The organism is Microbacterium sp. 69-10 (genome assembly GCF_001897945.1).
Lineage (GTDB): Bacteria > Actinomycetota > Actinomycetes > Actinomycetales > Microbacteriaceae > Microbacterium.
This window is the reverse complement of record NZ_MKRT01000031.1, coordinates 9,038-32,759: the sequence shown is the minus strand read 5'-3', so window position 1 is coordinate 32,759 and position 23,722 is coordinate 9,038. Positions and strand designations below refer to the sequence as shown.

At 69.8% G+C, this 23,722-nt stretch carries 24 protein-coding genes (1 of these 24 only partly in view); 17 read left to right on the top strand and 7 right to left on the bottom strand.

Annotated features, from left to right (window positions below):
• A protein-coding gene (locus BGN97_RS18550; RefSeq protein ID WP_363331455.1) for a DUF5937 family protein crosses the window boundary here: on the bottom strand, positions 1-681 show its 5' portion. The gene continues 213 nt to the left of window position 1, outside the view; only the first 681 of its 894 coding nucleotides appear in the window; it begins with the start codon at positions 679-681; the stop codon falls past the left edge of the window.
• 94 nt (positions 682-775) lie between these two features.
• Between BGN97_RS18550 and BGN97_RS17185 the strand changes: the two genes are divergently transcribed.
• The 3 genes from BGN97_RS17185 to BGN97_RS17175 are packed head-to-tail and all read left to right on the top strand — an operon-like array spanning position 776 to position 2,103.
• Positions 776-1,132 carry a cupin domain-containing protein gene (locus BGN97_RS17185; protein WP_292704281.1) on the top strand — a complete coding sequence of 119 codons (357 nt, stop codon included), beginning with the start codon at positions 776-778 and terminating at the stop codon, positions 1,130-1,132.
• Positions 1,133-1,159: 27 nt separating this feature from the next.
• Positions 1,160-1,453: a DUF4287 domain-containing protein gene (locus BGN97_RS17180; RefSeq protein WP_292704279.1), complete on the top strand. Its 294-nt coding sequence runs from the start codon at positions 1,160-1,162 to the stop codon at positions 1,451-1,453.
• A gap of 8 nt (positions 1,454-1,461) precedes the next feature.
• Positions 1,462-2,103, top strand: a complete 642-nt coding sequence (locus BGN97_RS17175; protein ID WP_292704277.1) for a dihydrofolate reductase family protein — start codon at positions 1,462-1,464, stop codon at positions 2,101-2,103.
• A 66-nt stretch (positions 2,104-2,169) separates the two neighbouring features.
• On the opposite strand, the gene BGN97_RS17170 is transcribed toward BGN97_RS17175, so the two are convergent.
• Entirely contained in the window at positions 2,170-2,430 is a 261-nt protein-coding gene (locus tag BGN97_RS17170; protein WP_292704275.1) for a DUF4229 domain-containing protein, read from the bottom strand.
• 93 nt (positions 2,431-2,523) lie between these two features.
• Between BGN97_RS17170 and BGN97_RS17165 the strand changes: the two genes are divergently transcribed.
• Together BGN97_RS17165 and menD are read left to right on the top strand one after the other, a co-directional pair.
• Entirely contained in the window at positions 2,524-2,865 is a 342-nt protein-coding gene (locus BGN97_RS17165; protein WP_292704273.1) for a PLD nuclease N-terminal domain-containing protein, read from the top strand.
• Complete coding sequence (gene menD, locus BGN97_RS17160; RefSeq protein ID WP_292704271.1) at positions 2,862-4,544, top strand: 2-succinyl-5-enolpyruvyl-6-hydroxy-3-cyclohexene-1-carboxylic-acid synthase; 1,683 nt, start codon at positions 2,862-2,864, stop codon at positions 4,542-4,544. Before BGN97_RS17165 ends, menD begins: the two co-directional genes overlap by 4 nt.
• 26 nt (positions 4,545-4,570) lie before the next feature.
• Here the strand turns inward: menD and rmuC are convergent, their stop codons facing one another.
• Positions 4,571-6,136, bottom strand: coding sequence for a DNA recombination protein RmuC (gene rmuC, locus BGN97_RS17155; RefSeq protein WP_292704269.1), 1,566 nt, complete (start codon positions 6,134-6,136; stop codon positions 4,571-4,573).
• Between the two features lie 74 nt (positions 6,137-6,210).
• On the opposite strand from rmuC, the gene BGN97_RS17150 reads away from it, so the two are divergent.
• Positions 6,211-7,053, top strand: a complete 843-nt coding sequence (locus tag BGN97_RS17150) for a PPK2 family polyphosphate kinase (RefSeq protein ID WP_292704268.1) — start codon at positions 6,211-6,213, stop codon at positions 7,051-7,053.
• A 108-nt stretch (positions 7,054-7,161) separates the two neighbouring features.
• On the opposite strand, the gene BGN97_RS17145 is transcribed toward BGN97_RS17150, so the two are convergent.
• Positions 7,162-7,875, bottom strand: coding sequence for a class I SAM-dependent methyltransferase (locus BGN97_RS17145; protein ID WP_292704266.1), 714 nt, complete (start codon positions 7,873-7,875; stop codon positions 7,162-7,164).
• A 162-nt stretch (positions 7,876-8,037) separates the two neighbouring features.
• Here BGN97_RS17145 and BGN97_RS17140 point away from each other — a divergent pair, with 162 nt between their 5' ends.
• From BGN97_RS17140 to BGN97_RS17120, 5 genes are all read left to right on the top strand, one after another.
• Positions 8,038-8,643, top strand: a complete 606-nt coding sequence (locus BGN97_RS17140) for a hypothetical protein (RefSeq protein WP_292704264.1) — start codon at positions 8,038-8,040, stop codon at positions 8,641-8,643.
• Positions 8,644-8,652: 9 nt separating this feature from the next.
• Positions 8,653-9,921, top strand: coding sequence for an isochorismate synthase (locus BGN97_RS17135; RefSeq protein WP_292704262.1), 1,269 nt, complete (start codon positions 8,653-8,655; stop codon positions 9,919-9,921).
• Between the two features lie 67 nt (positions 9,922-9,988).
• On the top strand, positions 9,989-11,050 hold the full coding sequence (locus tag BGN97_RS17130) for a polyprenyl synthetase family protein (protein ID WP_292704260.1): 1,062 nt from the start codon (positions 9,989-9,991) through the stop codon (positions 11,048-11,050).
• Between the two features lie 14 nt (positions 11,051-11,064).
• On the top strand, positions 11,065-12,444 hold the full coding sequence (locus BGN97_RS17125; RefSeq protein ID WP_292704258.1) for an FAD-dependent oxidoreductase: 1,380 nt from the start codon (positions 11,065-11,067) through the stop codon (positions 12,442-12,444).
• 74 nt (positions 12,445-12,518) lie between these two features.
• Positions 12,519-13,505 carry an alpha/beta hydrolase gene (locus tag BGN97_RS17120; RefSeq protein ID WP_292704256.1) on the top strand — a complete coding sequence of 329 codons (987 nt, stop codon included), beginning with the start codon at positions 12,519-12,521 and terminating at the stop codon, positions 13,503-13,505.
• Positions 13,506-13,523: 18 nt separating this feature from the next.
• Here BGN97_RS17120 and BGN97_RS17115 read toward each other — a convergent pair whose 3' ends face one another.
• Entirely contained in the window at positions 13,524-14,171 is a 648-nt protein-coding gene (locus tag BGN97_RS17115; protein WP_292704254.1) for a GntR family transcriptional regulator, read from the bottom strand.
• 147 nt (positions 14,172-14,318) lie between these two features.
• The gene (locus tag BGN97_RS17110; RefSeq protein ID WP_292704252.1) at positions 14,319-14,807 is read right to left on the bottom strand and encodes a YajQ family cyclic di-GMP-binding protein; all 489 of its coding nucleotides are present in this window, start codon (positions 14,805-14,807) and stop codon (positions 14,319-14,321) included.
• A gap of 190 nt (positions 14,808-14,997) precedes the next feature.
• On the opposite strand from BGN97_RS17110, the gene BGN97_RS17105 reads away from it, so the two are divergent.
• The 6 genes from BGN97_RS17105 (at position 14,998) to BGN97_RS17080 (ending at position 21,870) form a co-directional block, all read left to right on the top strand.
• On the top strand, positions 14,998-16,239 hold the full coding sequence (locus BGN97_RS17105; protein WP_292704251.1) for a maltose ABC transporter substrate-binding protein: 1,242 nt from the start codon (positions 14,998-15,000) through the stop codon (positions 16,237-16,239).
• A 104-nt stretch (positions 16,240-16,343) separates the two neighbouring features.
• Entirely contained in the window at positions 16,344-17,960 is a 1,617-nt protein-coding gene (locus BGN97_RS17100; RefSeq protein ID WP_292704249.1) for an ABC transporter permease subunit, read from the top strand.
• A gap of 1 nt (position 17,961) precedes the next feature.
• Positions 17,962-18,858, top strand: a complete 897-nt coding sequence (locus BGN97_RS17095) for a sugar ABC transporter permease (RefSeq protein ID WP_292704247.1) — start codon at positions 17,962-17,964, stop codon at positions 18,856-18,858.
• A gap of 15 nt (positions 18,859-18,873) precedes the next feature.
• A complete protein-coding gene (locus BGN97_RS17090; RefSeq protein ID WP_363331454.1) occupies positions 18,874-20,757 on the top strand; it encodes a glycoside hydrolase family 13 protein in 1,884 nt (627 codons plus the stop codon).
• Between the two features lie 136 nt (positions 20,758-20,893).
• Positions 20,894-21,226, top strand: a complete 333-nt coding sequence (locus BGN97_RS17085; RefSeq protein ID WP_292704243.1) for a PadR family transcriptional regulator — start codon at positions 20,894-20,896, stop codon at positions 21,224-21,226.
• Entirely contained in the window at positions 21,223-21,870 is a 648-nt protein-coding gene (locus BGN97_RS17080) for a hypothetical protein (protein WP_292704241.1), read from the top strand. Before BGN97_RS17085 ends, BGN97_RS17080 begins: the two co-directional genes overlap by 4 nt.
• Before the next feature lie 51 nt (positions 21,871-21,921).
• On the opposite strand, the gene BGN97_RS17075 is transcribed toward BGN97_RS17080, so the two are convergent.
• The gene (locus BGN97_RS17075) at positions 21,922-23,169 is read right to left on the bottom strand and encodes an ROK family transcriptional regulator (RefSeq protein ID WP_292704239.1); all 1,248 of its coding nucleotides are present in this window, start codon (positions 23,167-23,169) and stop codon (positions 21,922-21,924) included.
• Positions 23,170-23,722: the final 553 nt, after the last annotated feature.

The following is a 23,722-nucleotide window of genomic DNA, read 5'->3' as shown; positions in this document are numbered from 1 at the left end:
GCATCCCCACGAGGACATCACCGAAGGGACCAGCACCAGCCCGGAGCCGCGGCAGTCCACGTCCTCGCTGTGCCGGCGCAGGCGCACCCGCACGGCGCCGTCGCTCCATCGCACGTTCGGGTGCAGCCCTCCCGCCATGGCGGAGAGGCCGTCCGCGGTGATCGTGCGCGCCCGCACCGCTATGTCAGCGCGCAGCAGTCGTTCCAGCTGCGGCCAGACGGGTGCGAGCACGGCATCCCACACCTGATCCCAGGCGTCGGCGATCAGCGCTCGGGCGCGCACGGGATCTGCGTGCATCCGGACGAGCGCGGCCCGGCGCTCGCCGGAGGAGCGCAGGATCATCTTGCCGAGATCGACCAGGATGCCGGGGATCGGCGCCTCCCGGAGCGCCGCGAGCTCGTCGACCGGGGTGATGTCCCACTTCGCGTCCGCCGTGAGGAAGTCGGGCATGTAGCCGTCGGCGCCGATCACCTGCGCGAGGAGGCCGAAAGGCTCTCGCGGCAGCCTGTCGCGCACCTGCCGCAGCCAGCCCCACTGCAGCGGATGCTGCTCGGGTCGCAGCAGGACCCGCACGGCGTGCGCGAACTCGTGACCGGGAGAGATGCCGAAACGGACCGCCTGGATGTCGCCGGGGCTCAGGTGGAAGTCGACGCGGTGATCGGGGTGCTCGTGACCCTCCATCGGTCGCCCTCGTATGTTTCGATCCACATCGAAACTCTAGGCCTGCATGGCGCGCGGCGGAAGAGTGAGGCGTGCACACGACAGGGAGCAGATCATGATCGAAACACTCGCCGAGCCGACGCTCGTCGCACCAGCCCAGATCCCGCTCGGGGCCGGCCCCGGTCGCCGCTTCGAGGGCCGTGACCACGGGGCCGCGGTGTCGTACTTCTACGTCGACAACCAGCCGGGGAAGGGATCGGGTCTGCACTGGCATCCGTATCCCGAGACCTGGGTCGTGCTCGAGGGGGACGCGACCTTCCAGGTGGGGGATGAGCAGATCGTCGCCAGTGCGGGTGACACCGTCACCGGTCCGGCGTTCGTGCCGCACCGGTTCACCAACACCGGCACCGGCACGATGCGTCTGATCGGCATCCACGCATCTGCCGTCATCATCCAGACCGACCTCGACTGACCACCACGAAACGCAGGAGAACACCGCATGTCCTTCCAGGCATACCTCGACAACATCGAGACGAAGACCGGTCTCACACCGCGTCAGTTCATCGAGCTGGCGTCACAGCGCGGCTTCGACTCGAGCACCAAGGCCACCCCCATTCTGGAGTGGCTGAAATCCGACTACGATCTGTCGCGCGGCTACGGAATGGCGCTCGTGCACGTGATCACCAAGGGGCCGCAGATCAGCGACAAGCACGTCGGGAGCGCCGGCACGCACGGCGACGCCTCGGACGTGCTGTGGCTGGACGGCAAGGCCACCAACCCCGCGAACGGCTAGGAGAGACCGTGGCAGTACGAGTAGACCTGAACATCTCGCTCGACGGGTTCGCGACCACCGTCGACCAGACCCCGGAGAACCCGATGGGGGAGGACTGGGGGCGGCTCACCGCGGCGTACGTGTCGACGCGCACCTTCCGCGAGCGGGTGCTGGGAGACACCTCCGGCGAGGGCACCACCGGGGTGGACGAGAAGTACGCGAGCGCTTACTTCGAGGGAACCGGGGCCGAGATCATGGGCGCGGGCATGTTCGGGCTGCATCTGTTCGGCGACGACCCCGACTGGCGGGGCTGGTGGGGCGAGGAGCCGCCGTTCCAGGTGCCGGTGTTCGTGCTCACGCACACCGCGAAGCCGTCGATCGAGTTCGCGAACGGAACCGAGTTCCACTTCATCGACACGACGGCCGAGGACGCCCTGGCGAGGGCGATCGAGGCGGCAGCGGGCGGCGACGTGCGCGTCGGCGGAGGCGTCGACGTCGTGCGGAAGTTCCTGCGCGCGGACCTCGTCGATCGACTGCACGTCGCGATCGCACCGATCCTGCTCGGCCGCGGTGAGCGGTTGTGGGACGACCTGCGCGGGCTCGAGCAGGGCTACGAGGTCGTCAGCGAGGTGGCGGAGAGCGGCACGACGCACGTGACCTTCCGGCGCTGACGCCCTGATGCGGAAGGAGCGGATGCCGATCGGCATCCGCTCCTTGTGCATGACACGCCCTGCGGCTCATTCGTCGGTCGCGCGGTCCTCGGCATCCGCATCGGAGTCGGTGCGGTTGCGGCGGGCGTAGATGTCGCGCGACGCGTCCGAGAGCGGCGCGCGCAGGAACAGCAGGGAGATGCTCATGCCGATCAGCGCGGCGAACAGGGCCGCCAGCCACCAGAACTCCTGGAAGATCGGGAAGAAGAACCACATGATCGCGAGCGGCACGAGGAACGCCAGCAGCCGCAGCACGGAGTAGACGAGGAGGGGTGGCAACTTCTTCACAGAGGAGAGTCTAGGAGCGCGCGCTAGGCGTGCGCTGTGCGGCGGCGATGAGGCACCGGGGCCCGTCCGGGCCCGGCGACCTACACTGGAAGCATGGCGCGTTTCCTGATCATCGGCGGTTTCCTCGCCGTGGGGTTCTGGGTGTTCAGCATCGTCGACTGCAGTGTGCAGCCGGCGACGCGGCACCGTGGCGTCTCGAAGACCGCCTGGGTTCTCATCGTGCTGCTGCTGCCGGTGATCGGCGGCATCCTCTGGTTCGCGCTCGGCCGGCTCCGCGCCGACGAGGTGAACACGGCCTACGTGGTGCCTCCGGACGACGACCCGCGGGTGCTGCGCCGCATGCACGACGCCGAGCAGGATGCCCGCATCCGTGAGCTCGAGGCCGAGCTGGCGCGCCTGGACGACGACCCCGACGGCGCGGACCCGCGCTCGTGACGGGGCCCGTCCCCTCCTCCTCGCCCGCTTCGGAAGCCTCCGCCGAGCTGCTCGCCGGACTGATCGGGAGCGGTGTGCGCGACCTCGTGCTCGCTCCGGGCTCGCGGTCGCAGGCGCTTGCGCTGGCAGCCATGGAGCTGTCCCGCACGGGCCACCTGCGGGTGCACGTGCGCATCGACGAGCGCGTGGCCGGATTCACGGCCCTCGGCATCGCGCGCGAGACCGGAGTCCCGGTGGCGATCGTCTGCACATCGGGCACGGCGGCGGGCAACCTGCTGCCCGCCACGATGGAGGCCTTCCACTCCGGCGTCCCACTGCTGCTGCTGACCGCCGACCGCCCGCCGGAGCTGCGCGGCATCGGCGCGAACCAGGCCACCGTGCAGCAGGGGATCTTCGGCCCCTTCACCCGGATGGCGATCGATGCCCCGGTGCCGCCGACGGCGCCGGAGAGCGGCTGGACGGGCCTCGCCCGTGCCGCCGTGGAGGCCTCCCTGGGCCTGCGCGGCGACGGCGTCCCCGGAGTCGCCGGCCCGGTGCACCTCAACCTTCCCGCGCGCGAACCCCTGTCGGCGGCGGGCGCCGCCGATGCCGTGCCGGGTCCCGCGCCCACCCGCGCGGCCGCGGACCCGCTGGTGCTGGACCGCGGCCCGCGCACGGTCGTGGTCGCCGGAGCGGATGCCGGAGCGGATGCCGAAGAGCTGTCGCATCGGGGCGGCTGGCCGCTGATCGCCGAGATCGTCAGCGGTGCGCGCTTCGGCCGGCTCATCGTGCACGGCTACCGCGAGCTGCTGCGGGACGAGGCGCTCGGCGGCCGGGTCGAGCGCGCCGTCGTCTTCGGGCATCCGACCCTCAGCCGAGAGGTCGCGGCCCTGCTCGCCAGGGCCGACGTCGACGTGGTCGCGGTGCGCGGCGGCGGCGAGGAGCTGGATCTCAACCGTCGCACGACCTCGGCGGCCGCGGTGGCGGTGACCGACGGGCCGGCCGACCGGCAGTGGCTGGGTGCGTGGATGAACGCCTCGGCAGGTCAGGTGATCGACCTGAGCGCCCCGGCACCGGACCAGGACGGGCTGTCGTCCGAGGACAAGGCCACCCGGCTGAGCGCGGTGCGGGCCGAACTGTACGCGGTGCGGCGCCGTGTGGATCGCGAGATCCTCGCGGATGCCGTCTGGCGCGCCACCTGGCCGCACGACCGCCTGGTGTTCGGATCCTCACGGCTGGTACGCGTGGCGGACCAGGTGCTCGGAGGCAAGAAGGTGCCGGTGCACGCCAATCGGGGGCTGGCGGGGATCGACGGCTCGATCGCCACGGCTCTCGGCATCGCGCTGGCGAGCCAGGCCGCCGGCGCGGTCGGCGTGACGCGCGTGCTCCTCGGCGATCTGGCCTTCCTGCACGACGTCGGCGCGCTGCTGCTGCCGGCGGACGAGCCGCGGCCGCGCATCCAGGTGATCGTCGGCAACGACGGCGGCGGCACGATCTTCGACGGGCTCGAGGTGGCGGCATCCGCTCCCGCCGAGGACCTCGATCGTGCCTTCTACACGCCGCACGGCGCGAACCTGCGCGAACTTGCCGCCGCCTACGGGTGGGAGTTCGCACAGGTGACCACGCGCTCCGCGCTGGACCAGGCGCTGACCTCGCCCGTGGCGGGGCCGCAGATCATCGAGGTGCCGCTGGAGCGCTGAGGGTCGCCGGCCGGCCGGCCGGTGCTCTACTCGAGCCGCCGGGCGATCTCGCCGACGTCCGCGCTGGCGTACCGCTCGTCGTCCGCCGCAGGGGCCTCGAGCTCGTACAGGTCGGCCTTGGACGGCGCGATCGCGAGGGCCTCGACCGGCGAGGTGTCGGTGAGCACCTCCTCCAGCCCCTGCAGTGCGCTGAATCGGCGCGCCTGGGTGACCACGTTGCGATCCAGCGAGCCTGCGAACCTGTTGTAGGCGTCGACCGTGCTGTTCAGGCTCTTGCCCAGCTTCGCGAGGTGCTGACCGAGCGTCCCGAGCCTCTTGTGCAGCTCCTTGCCGACGGCGAAGATCTGCTGCGCCTCCTGTGCGAGTTGATCCTGTCGCCAGGCGTGCCCGACGGTGCGCAGCAGCGCGATGAGGGTGGAGGGCGTCGCGATCACGACGTTCCGCTCGAACGCGTACTCGTACAGGGTGGCGTCCTGGTCGAGCGCCGCAGCCAGGAACGGCTCGGCGGGCACGAACATCACCACGAACTCGGGGGAGCCGGCGACCACGTCCCAGTACTCCTTGGTGCCCAGGTCGTCGATGTGCTTCTTCAGATGCCGGGCGTGCGCTGCCAGGCGCTGGGCGCGCACGGCGTCGTCCGTGGCCTCCATGGCCTCGAGGTAGCCGTTGAACGCGACCTTCGAGTCGACCACGACCCGCTTGTCACCGGCCAGGTGCACCACCATGTCGGGACGCAGCGCGCCCTCGTCGGTGCTGTGGTGCAGCTGCTCGTCGAAATCGACGTGGTTGACCATGCCCGAGGCCTCGACCACCCGGCGCAGCTGCAGCTCGCCCCAGCGGCCGCGCACCTGCGGCGCCCGCAGCGCATTCACGAGGTTGCGGGTCTCTGCCCCCAGCGTCTCGGAGGACTGCCGCATGAACTGCACCTGCTCGCTGAGCGCTGCGTGCGCCTCCAGTCGTGCCTTCTCGGCGGTGGTCATCTCGGTCTTCACCGTGTCGAGTGTCTTCTGGATCGGCTCGATGAGCTGCTGCACGGCGTCCTGCCGCTTCTGCAGCTCGGCTGCGCCCTCGCTCTGACTCCGCTTCAGCCGCTCCTCGGCCTGCTCCAGGAACGCCCTGGAATTGGCCTCCAGGGCCCGCCGGCTCAGGGCGTCGAACTCGTCGGAGAGCCGCTTCTGATCGGCCTTCAGCTCCTCCAGACGCTCGGCCGCACGGCGGCGCTCGTCAGCAAGGTCGGCCTCCGCCTCGTCCCGCACCTCGGCCAGCCGCCGCACGTGCTCCGAGCGCTCGTGCTCCAGGCGCGCCTGCGCCTGCGCCCTGGCATCCGCGACGGCCGCCTCGCCCTGCCGGCGCGCCTCGGCCACCCGCTGCTCCGCGAGAGCGCGCTCCTCCTGCACGCGACCGGCGGTCTCCGCACGCAGCGCGGCCGCATCCCGCTCCAGCGCCTCGACGCGCAGCTGCGCGGCGCCCGCCGCGGCCTGACTCGCGGCATCCGTCGCGCGCCCGCGCTGCGTGCCGAGCACGAAGCCGAGCCCACCGGCGAGAGCTGCGGCGATCACGGCGACGACGATCACGAGAAGCGAGGTGTCCATGGTCCGATTGTGCACGGGGCCACCGACACCGTGCTTCTCGCATACGTGGCGCCGCACCCGGCACAATGGCAGGCATGACGAAGACGACATGGGCCGAGGCATTGCAGGTCGGCGAGGGCTTCCGGCTGGAGGACGTCGATGCCGACGGCACTCCTGGCTTCGACGGCGGCAAGAAGCAGGGCGCGAAGGAGCTCGCCGCGCGCCGCGAGGTGCTCGGCGAGTTGCAGGAGCGGCTGTTCGCCGAATCGCGCGCCGGCATCGCGAAGGATGCCGTGCTGCTCGTGCTGCAGGCGATGGACACCGCAGGCAAGGGCGGCATCGTGCGGCACGTGGTCGGCGGAGTCGACCCGCAGGGCATCGAGCTGGTCGCGTTCAAGGCGCCGACCGACGAAGAGCGCGCGCACGACTTCCTGTGGCGGGTCGAGAGCCGCCTGCCCCAGCCCGGCTTCATCGGCGTCTTCGACCGCTCGCACTACGAGGACGTGCTGATCGGCCGGGTGCGGAAGCTGGCATCCGAGGAGGAGATCGAGCGACGGTACGGCGCCATCGCCGACTTCGAGCGCCGCGTCGCGGCATCCGGCATCCGCATCGTCAAGGTCATGCTGCACATCTCGCCGGACGAGCAGAAGGCGCGCCTGATGGAGCGCCTGGACCGCCCGGACAAGCACTGGAAGTACAACCCCGGCGACGTCGACGAGCGGCTGCGCTGGAACGACTACATGTCCGCCTACCAGACCGCGTTCGAGCGCACCTCGTCGGCCGAGGCGCCCTGGCACGTGATCCCGGCGAACCACAAGTGGTACGCGCGCCTCGCCGTGCAGGAGCTGCTGATCGCCGCGCTCGAGGACATCGACCCGCAGTGGCCCGCAGCCGACTTCGACGTCGAGGTCGAGAAGAAGCGCCTCGCGGCGAGTTGACTCGGAGCGATCTGCACGACATAACTCCGGAGATCTGACCGGAGCGCGGCGCGAAACACGCCAGAACGTGGCGAACGCCTCCGGATCTCCGGAGTTGTGGCCGAGAGCTCAGGCCAGCGGCTTGCGTCCGCGGTGCAGGGCCACGATCCCGAACGACAGGTTGCGGTACTCGACGTCCGTCCAGCCGGCCTCGCGGATCCACCCGGCCAGCGTGCGCTGGTCCGGCCAGTCGCGGATCGACTCGTTGAGATAGTCGTAGGCGTCGCCGTTGGTGCCGGCGAGGCGGGCGACCTTCGGCAGCACCTGCGCGTTGTAGAAGCGGTAGAGCCCGCGGAACAGCTTCCCCGGAGGCGTGGAGAACTCGTTGATCACGATGCGCCCGCCCGGCTTCGTCACCCGGAACAGCTCGGCCAGCGCCTTCTTCGGCTCCTGCACGTTGCGCAGGCCGTACGACATCGTGACGGCGTCGAACTCGCCGTCCTTGAACGGCAGATTCGTGGCATCCGCCTCGACGAACGTGATGTTGGGCAGGTGACCGTGCCGGCGGCGGCCCTCGGCCAGCATCCCGGGGGAGAAGTCGGCAGCGACGACCTGCGCGCCGCTGCCGGCGAGGGATGCCGAGGAGGACGCGGTCCCCGCGGCGAGGTCGAGGATGCGCTCGCCGCGCTTCGGGGCGACGGCGCGCGTGGTCGCCGCGCGCCAGAAGGCGTCATTGCCGAACGTCATCACGGTGTTCGTGCGGTCGTAGCCTGCGGCGACCTGGTCGAACATGCCGCTGACGTGCGAGGGATCTTTGCCGAGGTCGGCGCGGTTCGGCTCCATGCTTCGATCCTAAAGCGGGCGGATGCTGCGCGCTTCGCGCGAAGGGCTGTTCCACTTCGGGGGCCGACACGCCAGATCACGGACGGATTCGCGGGAAACGTCCGAAATGTGGCGTGTCGGCCCCCGATCTGCGCCGGTCCGACCCGGGCATAGACTCGGCGGGTGAGCGCGAACCGTCCTGAGCCCGGCACACCGATGATCGTCCAGTGGCGCAAATGGGACGGCTCGCCGCACTGGACCAACGAGCAGGTCTACCTGGGCTCGGATCGTTGGGGCGACTGGGTCGGACAGCCGCGGGGATGGCGCAGCAGCCGTCCAGGGCGCGAGTTCACGGCACCCGCTCCGAACATCACGCTCATCCCGCACCCGGACCCGGATCGCGGCGCCGCCGACCTCGCGCTCACGATCAACCGCGGGCATCCGAAGGGCATGCGCATCTACATCGACCTCGCCTGGGATCTGCGCTGGACGGCGGATGCCGAGGACGGCGAGCCCGGCATGCCCGCGCTCGCGCACGGGATCGACATGGACCTCGACGTCGTGCGCGTCGAGGGCGAGCGCGGCACATGGGTCGACGACCGCGACGAGTGGGCCGAGCACCTGGTGCAGTACGGCTACCCGGCCGACGTGATCGCGCACCTCGAGGCGCTGGCGCTGGACCTGGAGCAGAAGGTGCGCGCGCAGATCGCCCCGTTCGACGACGCGACCGCCGACCCGTGGCTCGACCGTCTGGAGGCGCTGGGCATGGAGCGTCAGCCCGAGAAGTAGGCTGGACGGGTGAGCAGCACCCGCCTGGTCGCGCAGACCCGCGAGATCCCACCCGTCGACGATCTGCTGGCACACACCTCCGCCGCCGGACCCGTCGCATGGCTGCGCCGCGGCGAGGGGATCGTGGCCGCAGGCGACGGGATCGCCGCGACCGTCCGCGTCGCGGCCGGTCAGGACCGGCCCCGCGCATCGATCGTCGCGGATGCCTGGCGGCAGCTGGTGCAGGATGCCGAGGTCGACGACCCCGTGGGCCTTCCGGGCACCGGACTGGTCGCGTTCGGCGCGCTGACCTTCGACGAGGACTCGTCCGCCGCGAGCGTGCTCGTCGTGCCGCGGGCCGTGATCGGCCGTCGAGACGGCCGCAGCTGGATCACCCGCATCCGCACCGCCGACGAGCCGGGCTTCGCCGACGTGCCGGAGCCTCAGGGCTTCGCGCCGCACTGGGCAGGTCGCGTCGGCCCCGGTGCGCAGACGCCGCAGAGCTACCAGGATGCCGTGCGCAGGGCGCTCGACGAGATCGCGGACGGCGCGTACAGCAAGGTCGTGCTGGCTCGCGACCTGACCGGCACCGTCCCCGGCAGTGCCGACCTGCGCCGTCTCGTGCGCGCGCTGTCGACCGACTATCCCGACACCTGGACCTTCGCGGTGGACGGCCTGATCGGCGCGAGCCCGGAGACGCTCGTCACCACGCACGCCCGCACGGTCACCGCGCGCGTGCTGGCCGGCACCATCGGTCGCGGCGCCGACCCGGACGCCGATTCCGTCGCATCTGCAGATCTCGCCGCCAGTGCGAAGAATCTCGCCGAGCACAGCTTCGCCGTGCAGAGCGTGCTGGCCACGCTGCGCCCGCACACCCGCACCCTGACGGCGAGCGACGCCCCGTTCGTGCTGGAGCTGCCGAATCTCTTCCACCTCGCGACAGACGTGAGCGGCGAACTCGACGACGGCGCCTCGGCGCTCGATCTCGTCGGCGTCATGCATCCCACCGCGGCCGTCGCGGGGACCCCGACGGATGCTGCGGTCGAGGCGATCCGCCGTCTGGAGCCCTTCGATCGCGGGCGCTACGCGGGACCGGTCGGCTGGATCGACGCCTCAGGCGACGGCGAGTGGGCGATCGCCCTGCGCTGCGCCCAGTTCGCCGACGCTCCCGAGTACGAGTCCGGCGCTCGCGCCGTCACGGCGTACGCGGGCGCCGGCATCGTGGCGGGGAGCGACCCCGAGGCGGAGCTGCTGGAGACCCGCGTGAAGTTCCGGCCCCTCGTGGATGCCCTGGCCTGAGCATCCACGCGACCCGGCCACGACAGGACGGACATGTGCGCCCGTGCGCGCAGGTAGGCTGGAACACGTGACTTCGAGCCCCGCTTCCCCGGGCACGCGACTGGCGAGCCGACTCGGCTTCAGCGACCGCGTCTTCCTCGGTCCCGCCGCGCGACGCATCGCCACGCGCATCGAGGAGGGCCTCGACCTGGTCGAGGCGGGTCTGGCCGACGAGCTGAGGATGGCGGATCCCGTCGCGGACGCCGTCGCCCGCTACCTCTACGAGGCCGGTGGCAAGCGCATCCGCCCCGTGCTCACGCTGCTGACCGCCCAGCTCGGCGACGGCAACAGCGCCGCCGTGATCGACATCGCCAAGGCGCTCGAGCTCACCCACCTGGGCTCGCTGTACCACGACGACGTCATGGACGGCGCCGACACCCGACGCGGTGTCCCGGCCGCGCACGGCGTGTGGGGCAACAACGTCGCGATCCTCACCGGTGACATCCTCTTCTCGCGCGCCAGCCAGATCATGTCGCGGCACGGCGAGCGGGCGATGCGCCTGCAGGCGGACACCTTCGAGCGTCTCGTGCTCGGTCAGATGCACGAGACCGTGGGCGCGCAGCCGGGCGACGACCCCATCGAGTTCTACATCCAGGTGCTCGCCGACAAGACCGGCTCGCTGATCGCCGCGGCAACGCAGGGCGGCGTGATCTTCTCCGGCGCCCCCGCCGAGTTCGAGGAGCCGCTGCGCGTCTACGGCGAGAAGGTCGGCGTCGCCTTCCAGCTTCTCGACGACGTGATCGACCTCTCCGCGGATGCCGAGGAGACCGGCAAGGTTCCCGGCACCGACCTGCGGGCCGGCGTGCCCACCATGCCTTCGCTGCTGCTGAAGACCGGCACGGCGCCCGCCGACATCGACCTGGCCGCGCGCATCGACGAGGGCGTCGCGCGCATCGCCGAGGGGGCGGATCCCGCCGTCCTCGACGGGCCGCTCGCAGAACTGCGCGATCATGACGCCACCCGGCGCACCATGGAGCTCGCCCGCACCTGGACGGCGGATGCCGTCGCCGCGCTCGCACCGTTGCCCAAGGGCACCGTGCGCGAGTCGCTGACCCGGTTCGCGGAGACTCTGGCCGATCGCAGCAGCTGACGGAAGGAACCCCATTGACGAAGCTCAAGCTGGCCATCGTCGGGGCGGGACCGGCGGGCATCTACGCCGCTGACATCCTGCTCAAGGCCGAGCGCAAGTTCGATGTCTCCATCGACCTCTTCGAGCAGCTCCCGGCGCCGTACGGCCTGGTCCGCTACGGCGTCGCGCCGGATCACCCGCGCATCAAGGGCATCATCAACGCGCTGCGCAACGTGATCGACCACGGCGACATGCGCCTGTTCGGCAACGTGCACTTCGGCACCGACATCACGCTCGAGGACCTCAAGCGCCACTACAACGCGGTCATCTTCGCGACAGGAGCGGTGCGCGACTCCGCCCTGGACATCCCCGGCATCGATGCGGCCCACTCCTTCGGCGCAGCCGAGTACGTGAGCTGGTTCGACGGGCATCCGGACGTCTCACCGGAGTGGACCCTGGATGCCGAGTCGGTCGGCGTCATCGGCAACGGCAACGTCGCGCTGGACGTGGCGCGCATGCTCGCCAAGCACGCCGACGACCTGCTCGTGACCGAGATCCCCGACAACGTCTACCAGGGGCTGAAGGCCAGCCGGATCACCGACGTGCACGTCTTCGGCCGTCGCGGCCCGGCGCAGGTGAAGTTCACCCCGCTCGAGCTGCGCGAGCTCGGCGAGCTGCGTGATGTCGACATGGTCGTCTACGACGAGGACTTCCAGTACGACGAGGCCTCCCAGCAGGCCGTCGCCAGCAACAAGCAGGTCATGGTCATGGACCGGATCATGCAGTCCTGGCGCAAGCTCGACTCCGTGAACAACGCGGGAGGCACGGCATCCCGTCGTCTGCACCTGCACTTCTGGGCGCGCCCGGTCGAGGTCAAGAAGGACGAGAACGGCCGTGTCGCGGCCCTCGTCTACGAGCGCACCGAGTCGGACGGCGCCGGCGGCGCGGTCGGCACCGGCGAGCTCCGCGAGGTCCCCATGCAGGGGCTGTACCGCGCGATCGGCTACTTCGGCTCTCCGCTGGCCGGTGTGCCGTTCGACAAGAAGCACGGCGTCATCCCGAACCGCGAGGGCCAGGTGCTGGAGACCAAGTCGAACCAGCGGGTGCCCGGCATCTACACGACCGGCTGGATCAAGCGCGGCCCGGTCGGCCTGATCGGCCACACCAAGTCGGATGCCATGGAGACCGTGCAGCACCTGATCAACGACCAGGGCTCGTGGTGGCATCCCGAGGACCCGTCCGACGAGGCGATCCCCGCGCTGCTCGCCGAGCGCGGCGTCCAGTGGACCGACCTGGACGGGTGGCACCGCCTGGACGCGCACGAGATCGCACTGGGCGAGGCCCACGAGAGCACGCGCGAGCGCGTCAAGCTCGTGCCGCGCGACGAGATGGTCCGCGTCTCGCGCGGGGAGTGAGTCGTCGCTTCGGAGCCGTGCCCTTCGTCTCGCTTCGCTCGCTCAGGATCCGACGAAGGGCCTAGGTTGACCTCATGGGCGAGTGGGTTCCTGATGTCCTCGGCGACGAGTTCCAGCAGCTGACGCTGCCGCTGGAGCCGGATGCCGAGGGCGACGTGGTCGCGACGGTCGTGCGCGCACTGCCCGAGCCGCGACCGTGGTGGCGCCTCCGCGACCGGCGTCCGCTCGCGGACGTCGACGTGCTCTACGTGCACGGATGGTCGGACTACTTCTTCCAGAAGCGCCTGGCCCGGTTCTGGACCTCGCGGGGCGCGCGCTTCTTCGCCCTCGACCTGCGGAAGTACGGCCGCAGCCTGCGTCCCGGTCAGACGCCGGGGTTCATCACGGACCTCGCCGAGTACGACGCCGACATCGAGGCCGCGCTCGCGGCGCGGGGGGATGCAGCGGGGCGCCGCCTCGTGCTGCTCGGGCACTCCACCGGCGGGCTGACGCTCAGCCTGTGGGCGTCCCGGCATCCGGACGAGGTAGACGCCGTCATCCTCAACTCGCCCTGGCTGGAGTTCCAGCTCGGTGCAGCGCGCCCGGCGATCGCGCCGATGGTCGAGCTGCAGGCGCGGTGGTGGCCGAAGGATGCCGCGCCGCAGGTGGACCTGGGGTTCTACACGCGGGCGCAGAACGAGGTGGCCGATCCCGAGGATCCCATGGAGGTCGATCTGGCCTGGCGCCCGGAGCAGACCATGACCGTGCACGCCGCGTGGCTGCACGCGATCCTGCAGGGGCATCGGATGGTCTCGGCCGGCCTTCACATCGACGTCCCGATCTGCGTGCTGCTGTCGGCGCGCACGGCCGTGCCGCGGCGCTGGTCGGACGAGCTCACGCGGGCGGACAGCGTGCTGGTCGTCGACGACATCGCCCGTGCCGCTCTGCGGCTGGGCTCGTCGGTGACGGTCGAGCGCATCGACGGCGCGCTGCACGACGTGTTCCTGTCGCGCCACGAGGCGCGCGAGGACGCCTATGCCCGGCTGGAGCGCTGGGTCACCGGCTGGGTGGCGTCGCGCTGACCGAGCGGATGCCCTGGCTCACGCCACGTCGTAGATCACGCGGCAGGCCTGCTCCGCTGCATCCGCATCCCCGTCGCGCAGCGCCCGGTCCAGCTCGCCGCAGGCGTCGAGCAGACGAGGCCTGTGCTCGGGGGTGATCGTGAAGCCGCGCAGCGCTCGGGCGAGGGCCATCGAGGCCTCGTCGACCAGCGACTGCTGCAGGGTGTTGCCGCTCCGGGCGGCGAGGTAGCCGATCACCTCGCGCCGTGCCTGCGAACAGGCGGCGGGGTCGTCGACGCTCGCCGCGATCCTCGCGATCATCGGCGAAAGCGTGTCATGGTCGGCCGCCGTCAGCCGCGGGCAGGACAGCCGCACGATGACGCCCGCCTGCAGACCGGCGAAGTCGTGCGACATCCGGATCGTCTCGGGCGTGAGGCGGCTGATCTCGGTGTACCTGCTGGGGTACATCGTGACCAGGCCGATGCGCTCCAGCCGCTGCAGCGCCTCCCGGACGGGCGTGCGCGACACCGACAGCTCGCGCGCCACGTCGGCGTCGCGGATGCGATCCCCGGGCGCGAGCTCGCCGGTGACGATGCGCTCGCCGATCAGGTGGAACACCCCCTCGGCCAGCAGTTGCTTCTTCGCCGTGCTCGCGGACCCCAGCCGCTGTTCTTCGTCGACGGACACCCCAATGACCCCAGCTTCCCCGATGAACCCCAGGGATTCCCCACGAATCCCGGGCGGAGCGTCCCCTAACGCCCCGCTGGGCCCCAGCCTAGCGGGTGCGCGGACGTCTGAGGAGAGGCAGAATGCCGGTATGACGGCGGCCGCGGGTCAGCGGTAGTTGATGAACTGCAGGTCGATGTCGAGGTCGCTGCCCTTCAGGAGCGCGATCACGGACTGCAGGTCGTCGCGGCTCTTGGACTGCACGCGCAGCTCGTCGCCCTGGATCTGCGACTTCACGCCCTTCGGACCCTCGTCGCGGATGATCTTGCCGATCTTCTTCGCGTTCTCGCTGGAGATGCCGTCCTTCAGGGACGAGGTCAGGCGGTACTCCTTGCCGCTGGCGACGGGGTCGCCGGACTCCAGGCTCTTCAGGGAGATGCCGCGCTTGATGAGCTTCGACTGGAACACGTCCAGCACCGCCTTCGCGCGCTCCTCGGAGTTCGCGACGATGACGATCTGCTCGCCGCTCCACGAGATCGAGGCGCCGGTGCCCTTGAAGTCGTAGCGCTGCTCGATCTCCTTGCGGGCCTGGTTGAGGGCGTTGTCCGCCTCCTGGTGATCCACCTTGGACACGATGTCGAATGAGCTGTCAGCCATGCCGGAAGTCTATCGAGGATGCCGTTTCACTGTCCGTCTGGAAGCGCTTTCAATGTCTTGCAACACCAGACTTCCCGGATAACAGGTTGATATCGACGATTCCTTCCATTGCGTTACCGTGCCTCGCTCATGCATACTGTAAGCGCTTGCAATCGTGCAGGCCCCATTACATCGAGAGAGGCACCCACCAATGAAGGTGACCAAGAGGAGCATCGCGGCGTTCGCTGCGATCACCGTCCTGACCTCCCTGGCGCTCGCGGGCTGCTCGTCCGCGAACACGGGCGACAAGGGCTCGGACAGCGGCGATTCCGCGAAGGCCGGCAAGCTGGTCGTCTGGGTCGACTCGGAGCGCGTCGACGCCGTCAAGGGCGCCGCAGAGGCGTACGAGAAGAAGACCGGCGTGAAGGTCCAGATCGTCGGCAAGAACGTCGACAACATCAAGGACGACTTCATCCAGCAGGTGCCGACCGGCAAGGGCCCCGACATCACCATGGGTGCGCACGACTGGCTCGGCGAGCTGTCCACCAACGGCGTCGTGGCTCCGCTCGAGCTCGGCGACACGTCCAAGGACTACCTGCCCGTCGCACTGCAGGCCTCGACCTACGAGGGCAAGGTCTACATGCTCCCCTACGCGGTCGAGAACATCGCCGTGCTGCGCAACACCGCCATCGTTCCCGAGGCCGCCACGAGCTTCGACGACATGATCGCGAAGGGCAAGGCGGCCGGCCTCGACCAGCCGTTCGTGGTCGAGCAGGGCGCCGAGGGCAACCCCTACCACCTGTACCCGTTCCAGACTGCGTTCGGCGCCCCGGTCTTCGGCACCGACGCCCAGGGCTCCTACGACCCGACCAACCTGCAGCTGGGCAACGACGGCGGCATCGCCTTCGCGAACTGGCTGGCAGCGCAGGGCAAGGCCGGCACTCTGAACACCGACATCGACGGTGACATCGCCAAGCAGCAGTTCCTCGACGGCAAGGCCGCCTTCTGGCTGACCGGCCCCTGGAACGTCGGAGCCGCCACGGACGCGGGCATCAAGGTCGCCATCGACAAGATCCCCAGCCCCACCGACAAGGCCGCTTCGCCGTTCGCCGGTGTGAAGGGCTTCTTCATCAGCTCCGAGTCCAAGAACAAGGTCGCCGCGAACGACTTCCTCGTGAACTACATCGGTACGTCCGATGTCCAGCTCGAGCTGTTCAAGGCCGGCAACGTGCTGCCCGCACTCACCGCAGCAGCCGACAAGGCGGCATCCGACCCCATCATCGCCGGCTTCCAGGCCGTCGGTGCAGACGCCGTGCCGATGCCCGCGATCCCCGCCATGGGCTCGGTCTGGCAGTTCTGGGGCGTCGCCGAGGCCGCGATCATCAAGGGCGCGGACCCGCAGGCCACCTGGACCAAGCTGGCCGACGACGTCGCAGGCGCGATCAAGAAGTGATCGCGACCGATCTCGGCCGACCGGCCGAGGTCGAGTGAAGCAGTCCACCGCTGCCAGGACGGGGCACGTGCCCCGTCCTGGCAGCCGTGCGCAAAGGGGTGAGGATGAGCCAGGTCACTGAGCTGGAGGCGCCGCAGGCGCCCCGCACGAGGAAGCAGCGCCAGGCTGCCGCGATCGCCGAGGCGGCGTCGGGGCACGTCGGCTGGATGCTGCTCAAGATCGGCCTTCTGGCGATCGTCGACGCGATAGCCCTGTATGCGGCGTTCGTGCTCTACACGGCATCCGAATGGGTCGTGCTGGGTGTCGTCGTGGTCGTGGCGATCCTGGTCAACTGGATCTACTTCTCCCGGCGACACGTCCCGGCGAAGTATCTGACGCCCGGCGTCATCTTCCTGATCCTGTTCCAGGTGTTCACGCTCCTGTACACCGGGTACATCGGTTTCACCAACTACGGCACCGGGCACAACGGCAGCAAGGACCAGGCCGTCGCATCGCTGATGCGCTCCGCCCAGGAGCGGGTGGCGGACTCGCCCACCTACGGCGTGACCGTCGTGGAGAAGCTCGGCGCACTGGGCCTGCTGGTCACCGATCCCGAGGACGGCGACGTCTGGGTCGGCACCGATGAGCAGCCGCTGCAGAAGGTGCAGGGCGCAGGCATGGACGGCGACCGGGCGGTTTCCGTCGACGGATGGACGAGCCTGTCCTTCGCCGACGTGATCTCCCGTTCCGACGAGGTGGAGAAGCTGTCGATCCCGTTCAGCGACGACCCCAACGACGGCACGATCCGCACGCCCGACGGACGCAGCGGTTACCGGTACGTGTCGACGCTCGAGTACGACACCGCGGCCGGGACCATGACCGACACCAAGACCGGCACCGTCTACCGCGACACCGGCGTCGGCGCGTTCACCGCCGAGAACGGCGAGCAGCTGCTTCCCGGCTGGCAGATCACGGTGGGCTTCGACAACTTCCTGCGGGCGGTGACGGATGCCTCGATCCGCGGGCCGCTGATCTCGGTGACGATCTGGACGTTCGTGTTCGCGCTGATCTCGGTGGCGTCCACGTTCTTCCTGGGGCTGCTGCTCGCCCTGGTGTTCAACAACACCCGGATGCGGTTCCGCAACGGCTACCGCATCCTGCTGATCCTGCCCTACGCGTTCCCGGCGTTCCTGTCGGCGCTGGTGTGGGCGGGCATGATGAACGAGAGCTTCGGCTTCCTCAACCAGGTCTTCTTCGGCGGAGCATCCATCCCCTGGCTGACCGACCCGACGCTGGCGAAGGTGTCGGTGCTGATCGTGAACCTGTGGCTGGGCTTCCCGTACATGTTCCTGGTGTGCATGGGCGCGCTGCAGGGCATCCCGTCCGACGTCAACGAGGCGGCCGAGATGGACGGCGCGAACCCCTGGCAGATCTTCCGCAGCATCAAGCTGCCCCTGCTGCTGGTCACGGTGGCGCCGCTGCTGATCTCGTCGTTCGCCTTCAACTTCAACAACTTCAACCTGATCTACATGCTCACCAACGGCGGTCCCCGCTTCGATGACGTGTCGATCCCCGTCGGGCACACCGACATCCTGATCTCCATGGTCTACAAGGTGGCGTTCACCGGTCAGACCCGCGATTACGGTCTGGCATCGGCGTTCACGATCCTGATCTTCATCGTCGTCGCGGCGATCTCGATCATCAGCTTCCGCAAGCCCAAGGCCCTCGAGGAGCTGAACTGACATGAGCACCGCTTCCTCCGTCCGCGACCTGCGCCCCGCCCGCCGCTCGTTCGGCAAGTGGTTCGGCGACACCGGCTGGCGCCACGTCGTCGCGATCGTCGTCAGCGCGTTCGCGGTGTTCCCCCTGCTGTACGTGGTCTCCGCCTCGCTGAACCCCAAGGGCACGCTCACCGGGTCGAACCAGCTGTTCTCCGCCATCGGCATCGACAGCTACGTGCGCATCCTCACCGACCCGAAGAACCCGTACCCGATGTGGTTCTGGAACACCCTCGTCATCGCGACGGTGACCGGATTCGTGACGGTCTTCCTGGGCGCACTGGCCGCGTACGCGTTCTCGCGGATGCGGTTCACCGGACGCCGCGTGGGCCTCGTCACCATCGTGGTGGTGCAGATGTTCCCGCAGCTGCTGGCCGTGGTCGCGATCTTCCTGCTCATGTCGACGCTGGGGGACTGGTTCCCCGCGATCGGGCTGAACACGCCCACAGGCCTGATCCTGATCTACCTCGGCGGCGCGCTGGGCGTGAACACCTACCTCATGTACGGCTTCTTCAACACGCTGCCGATGGAGCTCGACGAGGCCGCTCGCATCGACGGAGCCGGGCACGCCCGCATCTTCTTCACGATGATCCTGCCGCTGGTCGCGCCGATCCTCGCCGTGGTCGCCCTCCTGTCGTTCATCGGCACGGTCAACGAGTACGTCATCGCCAGCATCATGCTGATCGACCCCGACAAGCAGACGCTCGTGGTCGGCCTGACCAAGCTCGTCGCCAATCCGCGCTACGCGGATTGGTCGGCGTTCTCCGCGGGCGCCGTGATGGCGGCCATCCCGGTGATGGTGCTGTTCCTGCTGCTGCAGAAGTACATCGTCGGCGGACTCACCGCGGGTGCGGTCAAGTAGGGCAGGATGCCTGTCATGACCCTCCCGCATCACGACGGCTCACCGCTCTTCGTCTCGGACGACGCCCCCGCGCTCGGCGACACGGTCTCCGTGCGACTGCGGGTGCCGGCGGGGTACGGTCCGCTGAGGGCGGTGCGCACCCGGTCCAACCCGGATCACGAGCCGGAGTGGACGGATGCCGTGCTGCTCGGCGCCGCCGACGGCTGGGACTGGTGGGAGGCGCCGATCCACGTGCGCAACCCGCGGCACGGCTACCGCTTCGTGCTGCTGCACGAGGACGGGAGGGTCGAATGGCTGAACCAGACCGGCATCCACATCGGCGAGACCCTGGATGCCGAGGACTTCGCGCTCGCGGCCACCCCCGCCGCGCCGGCATGGCTGCACGGCTCCGTGATGTACCAGGTGTTCCCGGACCGCTTCGCGCGGTCCGTGCAGGCCGATGAGCATCCTACCCCGGACTGGGCGATCCCGGCCTCCTGGAGTGACCCCGTCGACCCCGTCGTGCCGGGCCGGTCGAAGCAGTTCTACGGAGGAGACCTGCCGGGCGTCGTGGAGCACCTGGACCACCTGGTCGCGCTCGGCGTGGACCTGCTCTACCTGACTCCGGTGTTCCCCGCGGCCTCGAACCACCGCTACGACGCGTCCAGCTTCGACACGATCGACCCGCTGCTCGGCGGTGAGGACGCATACGTCAGGCTGATCGAAGAGGCGCACGCCCGCGGCATCCGCGTGATCGGCGACCTGACCAGCAACCACTCCGGCGACCGGCACGAATGGTTCCAGCAGGCGCTCGGGCACCCCGGCGCCGAGACCGAGAGCTTCTACTACTTCACGGATGCCGGCAACACGGCCTACGAGTCGTGGCTGGGCACGCCGACGCTGCCGAAGTTCAACTGGGCCAGCGACGCGCTGCGGGAGCGGTTCATCACCGCCGAGGACTCGGTGGTCGCCAAGTGGCTGAAGCCGCCGTACTCGATCGACGGCTGGCGCATCGACGTGGCCAACATGACCGGTCGCCTGGGCGCGGTCGACCTGAACGCCGAGGTGCGGCAGCTCCTCGCCGAGACGGTGCGGGCCATCAACCCCGATGCGATCGTGCTGGGGGAGTCGACCAACGACGCGGCCACCGACCTGCAGGGCGACGGCTGGCACGGCGCCATGACCTACCCGGCGTTCACCCGCCCGCTGTGGGGTTGGCTGAGCGAGCCGATCGGTGCGCCGTACCTCACCTACGACGGCCAGCAGGTGACCGAGCCATGGTTCTTCACGCAGCCGATCGGTGGCATCCCGCGCTACACGGCACGGGACTTCGCGGATGCCGTGACCCGTTTCACGGCGGGCATCCCGTGGCGGGTGCGGCTGGGGAACATGCAGCCGCTGGACACGCACGACACCGCGCGCTTCGCGACCAACGCGGCGCCCGGAACGATGCCGGTGGCGGTCGGGCTGTCGATGACCATGCCGGGCGTGCCGGTGATCTTCGCGGGCGACGAGTTCGGGCTCACCGGCGCCGACGGCGAGAGCAGCCGCACGCCGATGCCGTGGTCGCGGCAGCACGAGCCGGAGCTCGCCGAGGTGTTCGAGACCTACCGCTCGCTGGTCGGGCTGCGCCGTTCGCACCCCGTGCTGGGGACGGGCGGGATGCGCTGGCTGCACGTCGACGACGAGACGGTCGTCTTCGTGCGCGAGAGCGCCGAGGAGTGCGTGCTCGTGCTCGCGACCCGTGGGGGAGCGGACGTCGAGCTCGCGCCCGGCGCCCTGCCCGGTGCCGCGGATGCCGTAGAGCTGTACGGCGACGCGACGCTGGCGTCGGCATCCGACGGCGCCGTCGCGCTCGCGGCCGAGGGTCCGGCGTTCGCCGCGTGGAGCCTGCCCGGCGTGCGGATGCCGCGCGGCTGAGGCGCATCTCGGTCCGGTTCTCGAGCGAGCTGCTCCCCTCCCTGAGTGAGCTGCCTCCGGCCCCTGAGCTTGTGCGGCGAGACGAAGGCCGCTGGCCGTGTTGTGCTGTCTTGTGACGCATGCTAGCTTGTGACGCATGACAGCGGACGTGGGGGCGCAGATGCGCAAGGGCGTGGTCGAGTACTGCGTGCTCGGCCTGCTCGCCCGCGAGCCGATGTACGGCTGGCAGCTCGCCGACGCGCTCACCGAGTCCGGGCTCATCGCCAGCATCGGCACCCTGTACCCGCTGCTCGGGCGGCTCCGCGACAACGGCTGGGTCACGACATTCGACCAGCCGTCGGACTCCGGTCCCGTGCGGCGGTACTACCGGCTCACGGCCGCCGGAGTCGCGCAGCTCGCGCTGTTCCGCACGCAGTGGCAGCCCTTCGCCCTGACCGTCTCACGCCTCGTGGGAGAGGAAACACCATGACGACCGCCACCTCCGACTACCTCGCCCGACTCGACGTCGCGCTGCGCGATGTGCCGCACGGTGTCGCCGCGGAGATCCGCGCCGGCATCGCCGAGGAACTCCAGAGCCTCGACGCGGACGCCGCCGAGGCGCGCATCGCTCAGCTCGGTGACCCTGCCGTGATCGCGCGCGAGGCGCTGGATCCGGACGGGTACACGCCCCCGCCCGCACCGGCTGCCCCGCGTCCGGATGCGGTCGCCTCGCCCGCACCCGTCCCCGTCTCCCACAGCCGCGGCTTCGCGATCGCTGCGGCGCTCACCCTGAGCTTCGGCGGCTATCTCGTGCCCGTCGTGGGCTGGTTCGTGGGCGTGGCGCTCGTGCTGATGAGCTCGATGTGGCGCACCTGGGAGAAGCTGGTCGCGATCCTCGTCCCCGTGGCGGTGTTCGGTGGACTGATGCTGTTCTCGTTCGCCGCCTTCACCACGACGGGAGCCGTCGAGGTGCACGAGGCATCCGGAACGGGCACTCCGCCGGAAGCGGAGAACCCGCTCGTCCCGAATCTGCTCGCGGGTCCGCACTTCCTCATCATCATCGCCGTCGCCGTGATCTTCCCGGCATCCGGCCTCTGGCTGCTCTGGCGGATGCGCGGCCGATCGGCATCCTGACCACGACTCCGAGACTGACGCCCGGCGGGTTCCCCGCCGGGCGTCAGTGCGTCAGTCGGCGGCGGCGCCCGTTCCCGGAGAGCTGCCCGAGGCGGCCTCGGCCGTGGAGGTCCGCTGCCCGCCGGTGATGGTCCGCAGCAGGTCGTCCTGCACGGCGGTGAGGGCCATGTGCGCGGCACCGGCGAGCACCGGTTCGTCGACGAGCTCGGACAGCAGCACGGGAGGCCGGGCGACGACGGTGGAGTGCAGGTGACGCTCGACCAGGCCGCGGAGCCGTTCGCCTCCTGCGACCGAGATGTCTCCGGCCAGCACGAACACGTCCGGATCGATGATCGCGACCACGGCTGACAGCCCGAGGGCGAGGCGGCGTGCGATCTCGTCGAGCGCGGTCTCGGCGTCGGGGGAGTCCGAGGATGCTGCGGCGCGCATGGCGTCGGCGGGCGTCGCGCCGTCGAATCCGCGCTCCGCGAGCACGCGCCCCAGTGCCGGGGCGCCGGCGAGGGCCTGCATCCCGCTGGCGCCGTGCTCGTTCTCGTCAGGCGGCACCGGAGCGCCGGGCAGGGGCAGGTCGGAGATCTCGCCCGCGCCGCCGGTGCGTCCGCGGAGCATTCTGCCACCGAACATCAATCCCAGGCCGATGCCGTCCGAGACCCACAGCTCGGCGAAGCTGTCGTGGTCCACCGCCGCACCGCGGGCGTGCTCGGCGATGGTCACGAGATTGACGTCGTTCTCGATGTCGACGGTCGTGCCGATGGCGTCCTGCAGCGTGGATGTGAGTGCGGCATCCTGCCAGCCGGGCAGATGGGCGGCGAACCGCAACCGGTCGCAGGTGGGATCGATCGCCCCCTGGATCCCGACCACGACGCGCTGCAGCCCGGCCGGTTCCACGTCCGTGCCATCGCACGCACCCTGCAGCACGGCGAGCACCTGGGCGCCCGGATCGGGCGCCGCCTGATCGGATGTAGGGAGCACGTACTCGCCGACCCTCGCGCCCGTGAGATCCACGACGACGGCCGCGATGCGCTCCGGCGTCACGTCCACGGCCGCCGCGTGGGCCACCCCGCCGTCGACGCTGAACAGCTCCGCGGCCCGGCCGATGCCGCCGTCGCGGTTCCCGATGCTCCTGATGAGGCTGCTCTCGCGCAGCTGCGCGAGGAGGTGAGATGCGGTGGGCTTAGACACGGCCAGTGCTGAGGCGATCTCCGGCCTGCTCAGCGGGCCCTGGTCCAGCAGGAGCCGGAATGCCGCACGAGCGTTGATCGCGCGGACGACGCTGGTTCCGATCGGTCGAGTGGCCACGGTGTCCTTTTGAGGATGAGATCGATTGCACCCGGAGTCGTGGGAGCTGTTACACGGATGCTATCCGTCGGCAGACGAAACCCCTGGTCTGGAAAACGATTGCCATCGGTATCCGTGTCGGGTATAGCTCATCGTAAAGATGTGTTCATGGTGAGCTTCTGCGTCGCGCCGCTCGGCGTGCTGGTGCTCATCGCGTTCGTCCCCGGCCGCTCCTCGATGCCGACCGGCGGAATGCGACCCACGCTGCGGCAGACCGTCGGCATCCTCGCCGAACCGCGCTACCGTCGGCTGCTGATCGCGGCCACACTGCTCGGCATGGTCACGATCGGCGACGGGTTCCTGTATCTCGGTCTGCAGGACCGGGGACGAGTACGCCACGACCGACTTCTCAACCAGGACCGGCTTCTACGACCTCGAGCAGGACTTCCTGGTGAAGTCGGTGGAGGATCTCGGCCTGTACATCGACGGCCGGTTCCGGTCGCCGGAGGACGTCAACTACTGGGGCCTGACCTTCGCCGACGATCAGAACACCTTCTACGTGACGGTGTCCACC

Excerpts from the sequence above, each read along its gene's own strand:
- BGN97_RS17110 (WP_292704252.1), bottom strand. The coding sequence starts at position 14,807 with ATGGCTGACAGCTCATTCGACATCGTGTCCAAGGTGGATCACCAGGAG.
- BGN97_RS17120 (WP_292704256.1), top strand. The coding sequence starts at position 12,519 with ATGGGCGAGTGGGTTCCTGATGTCCTCGGCGACGAGTTCCAGCAGCTG.
- BGN97_RS17105 (WP_292704251.1), top strand. The coding sequence starts at position 14,998 with ATGAAGGTGACCAAGAGGAGCATCGCGGCGTTCGCTGCGATCACCGTC.
- rmuC (WP_292704269.1), bottom strand. The coding sequence starts at position 6,136 with ATGGACACCTCGCTTCTCGTGATCGTCGTCGCCGTGATCGCCGCAGCT.
- BGN97_RS17080 (WP_292704241.1), top strand. The coding sequence starts at position 21,223 with ATGACGACCGCCACCTCCGACTACCTCGCCCGACTCGACGTCGCGCTG.
- BGN97_RS17165 (WP_292704273.1), top strand. The coding sequence starts at position 2,524 with ATGGCGCGTTTCCTGATCATCGGCGGTTTCCTCGCCGTGGGGTTCTGG.
- BGN97_RS17180 (WP_292704279.1), top strand. The coding sequence starts at position 1,160 with ATGTCCTTCCAGGCATACCTCGACAACATCGAGACGAAGACCGGTCTC.
- BGN97_RS17085 (WP_292704243.1), top strand. The coding sequence starts at position 20,894 with ATGACAGCGGACGTGGGGGCGCAGATGCGCAAGGGCGTGGTCGAGTAC.
- BGN97_RS17100 (WP_292704249.1), top strand. The coding sequence starts at position 16,344 with ATGAGCCAGGTCACTGAGCTGGAGGCGCCGCAGGCGCCCCGCACGAGG.
- BGN97_RS17145 (WP_292704266.1), bottom strand. The coding sequence starts at position 7,875 with ATGGAGCCGAACCGCGCCGACCTCGGCAAAGATCCCTCGCACGTCAGC.
- BGN97_RS17150 (WP_292704268.1), top strand. The coding sequence starts at position 6,211 with ATGACGAAGACGACATGGGCCGAGGCATTGCAGGTCGGCGAGGGCTTC.
- BGN97_RS17185 (WP_292704281.1), top strand. The coding sequence starts at position 776 with ATGATCGAAACACTCGCCGAGCCGACGCTCGTCGCACCAGCCCAGATC.
- BGN97_RS17095 (WP_292704247.1), top strand. The coding sequence starts at position 17,962 with ATGAGCACCGCTTCCTCCGTCCGCGACCTGCGCCCCGCCCGCCGCTCG.
- BGN97_RS17090 (WP_363331454.1), top strand. The coding sequence starts at position 18,874 with ATGACCCTCCCGCATCACGACGGCTCACCGCTCTTCGTCTCGGACGAC.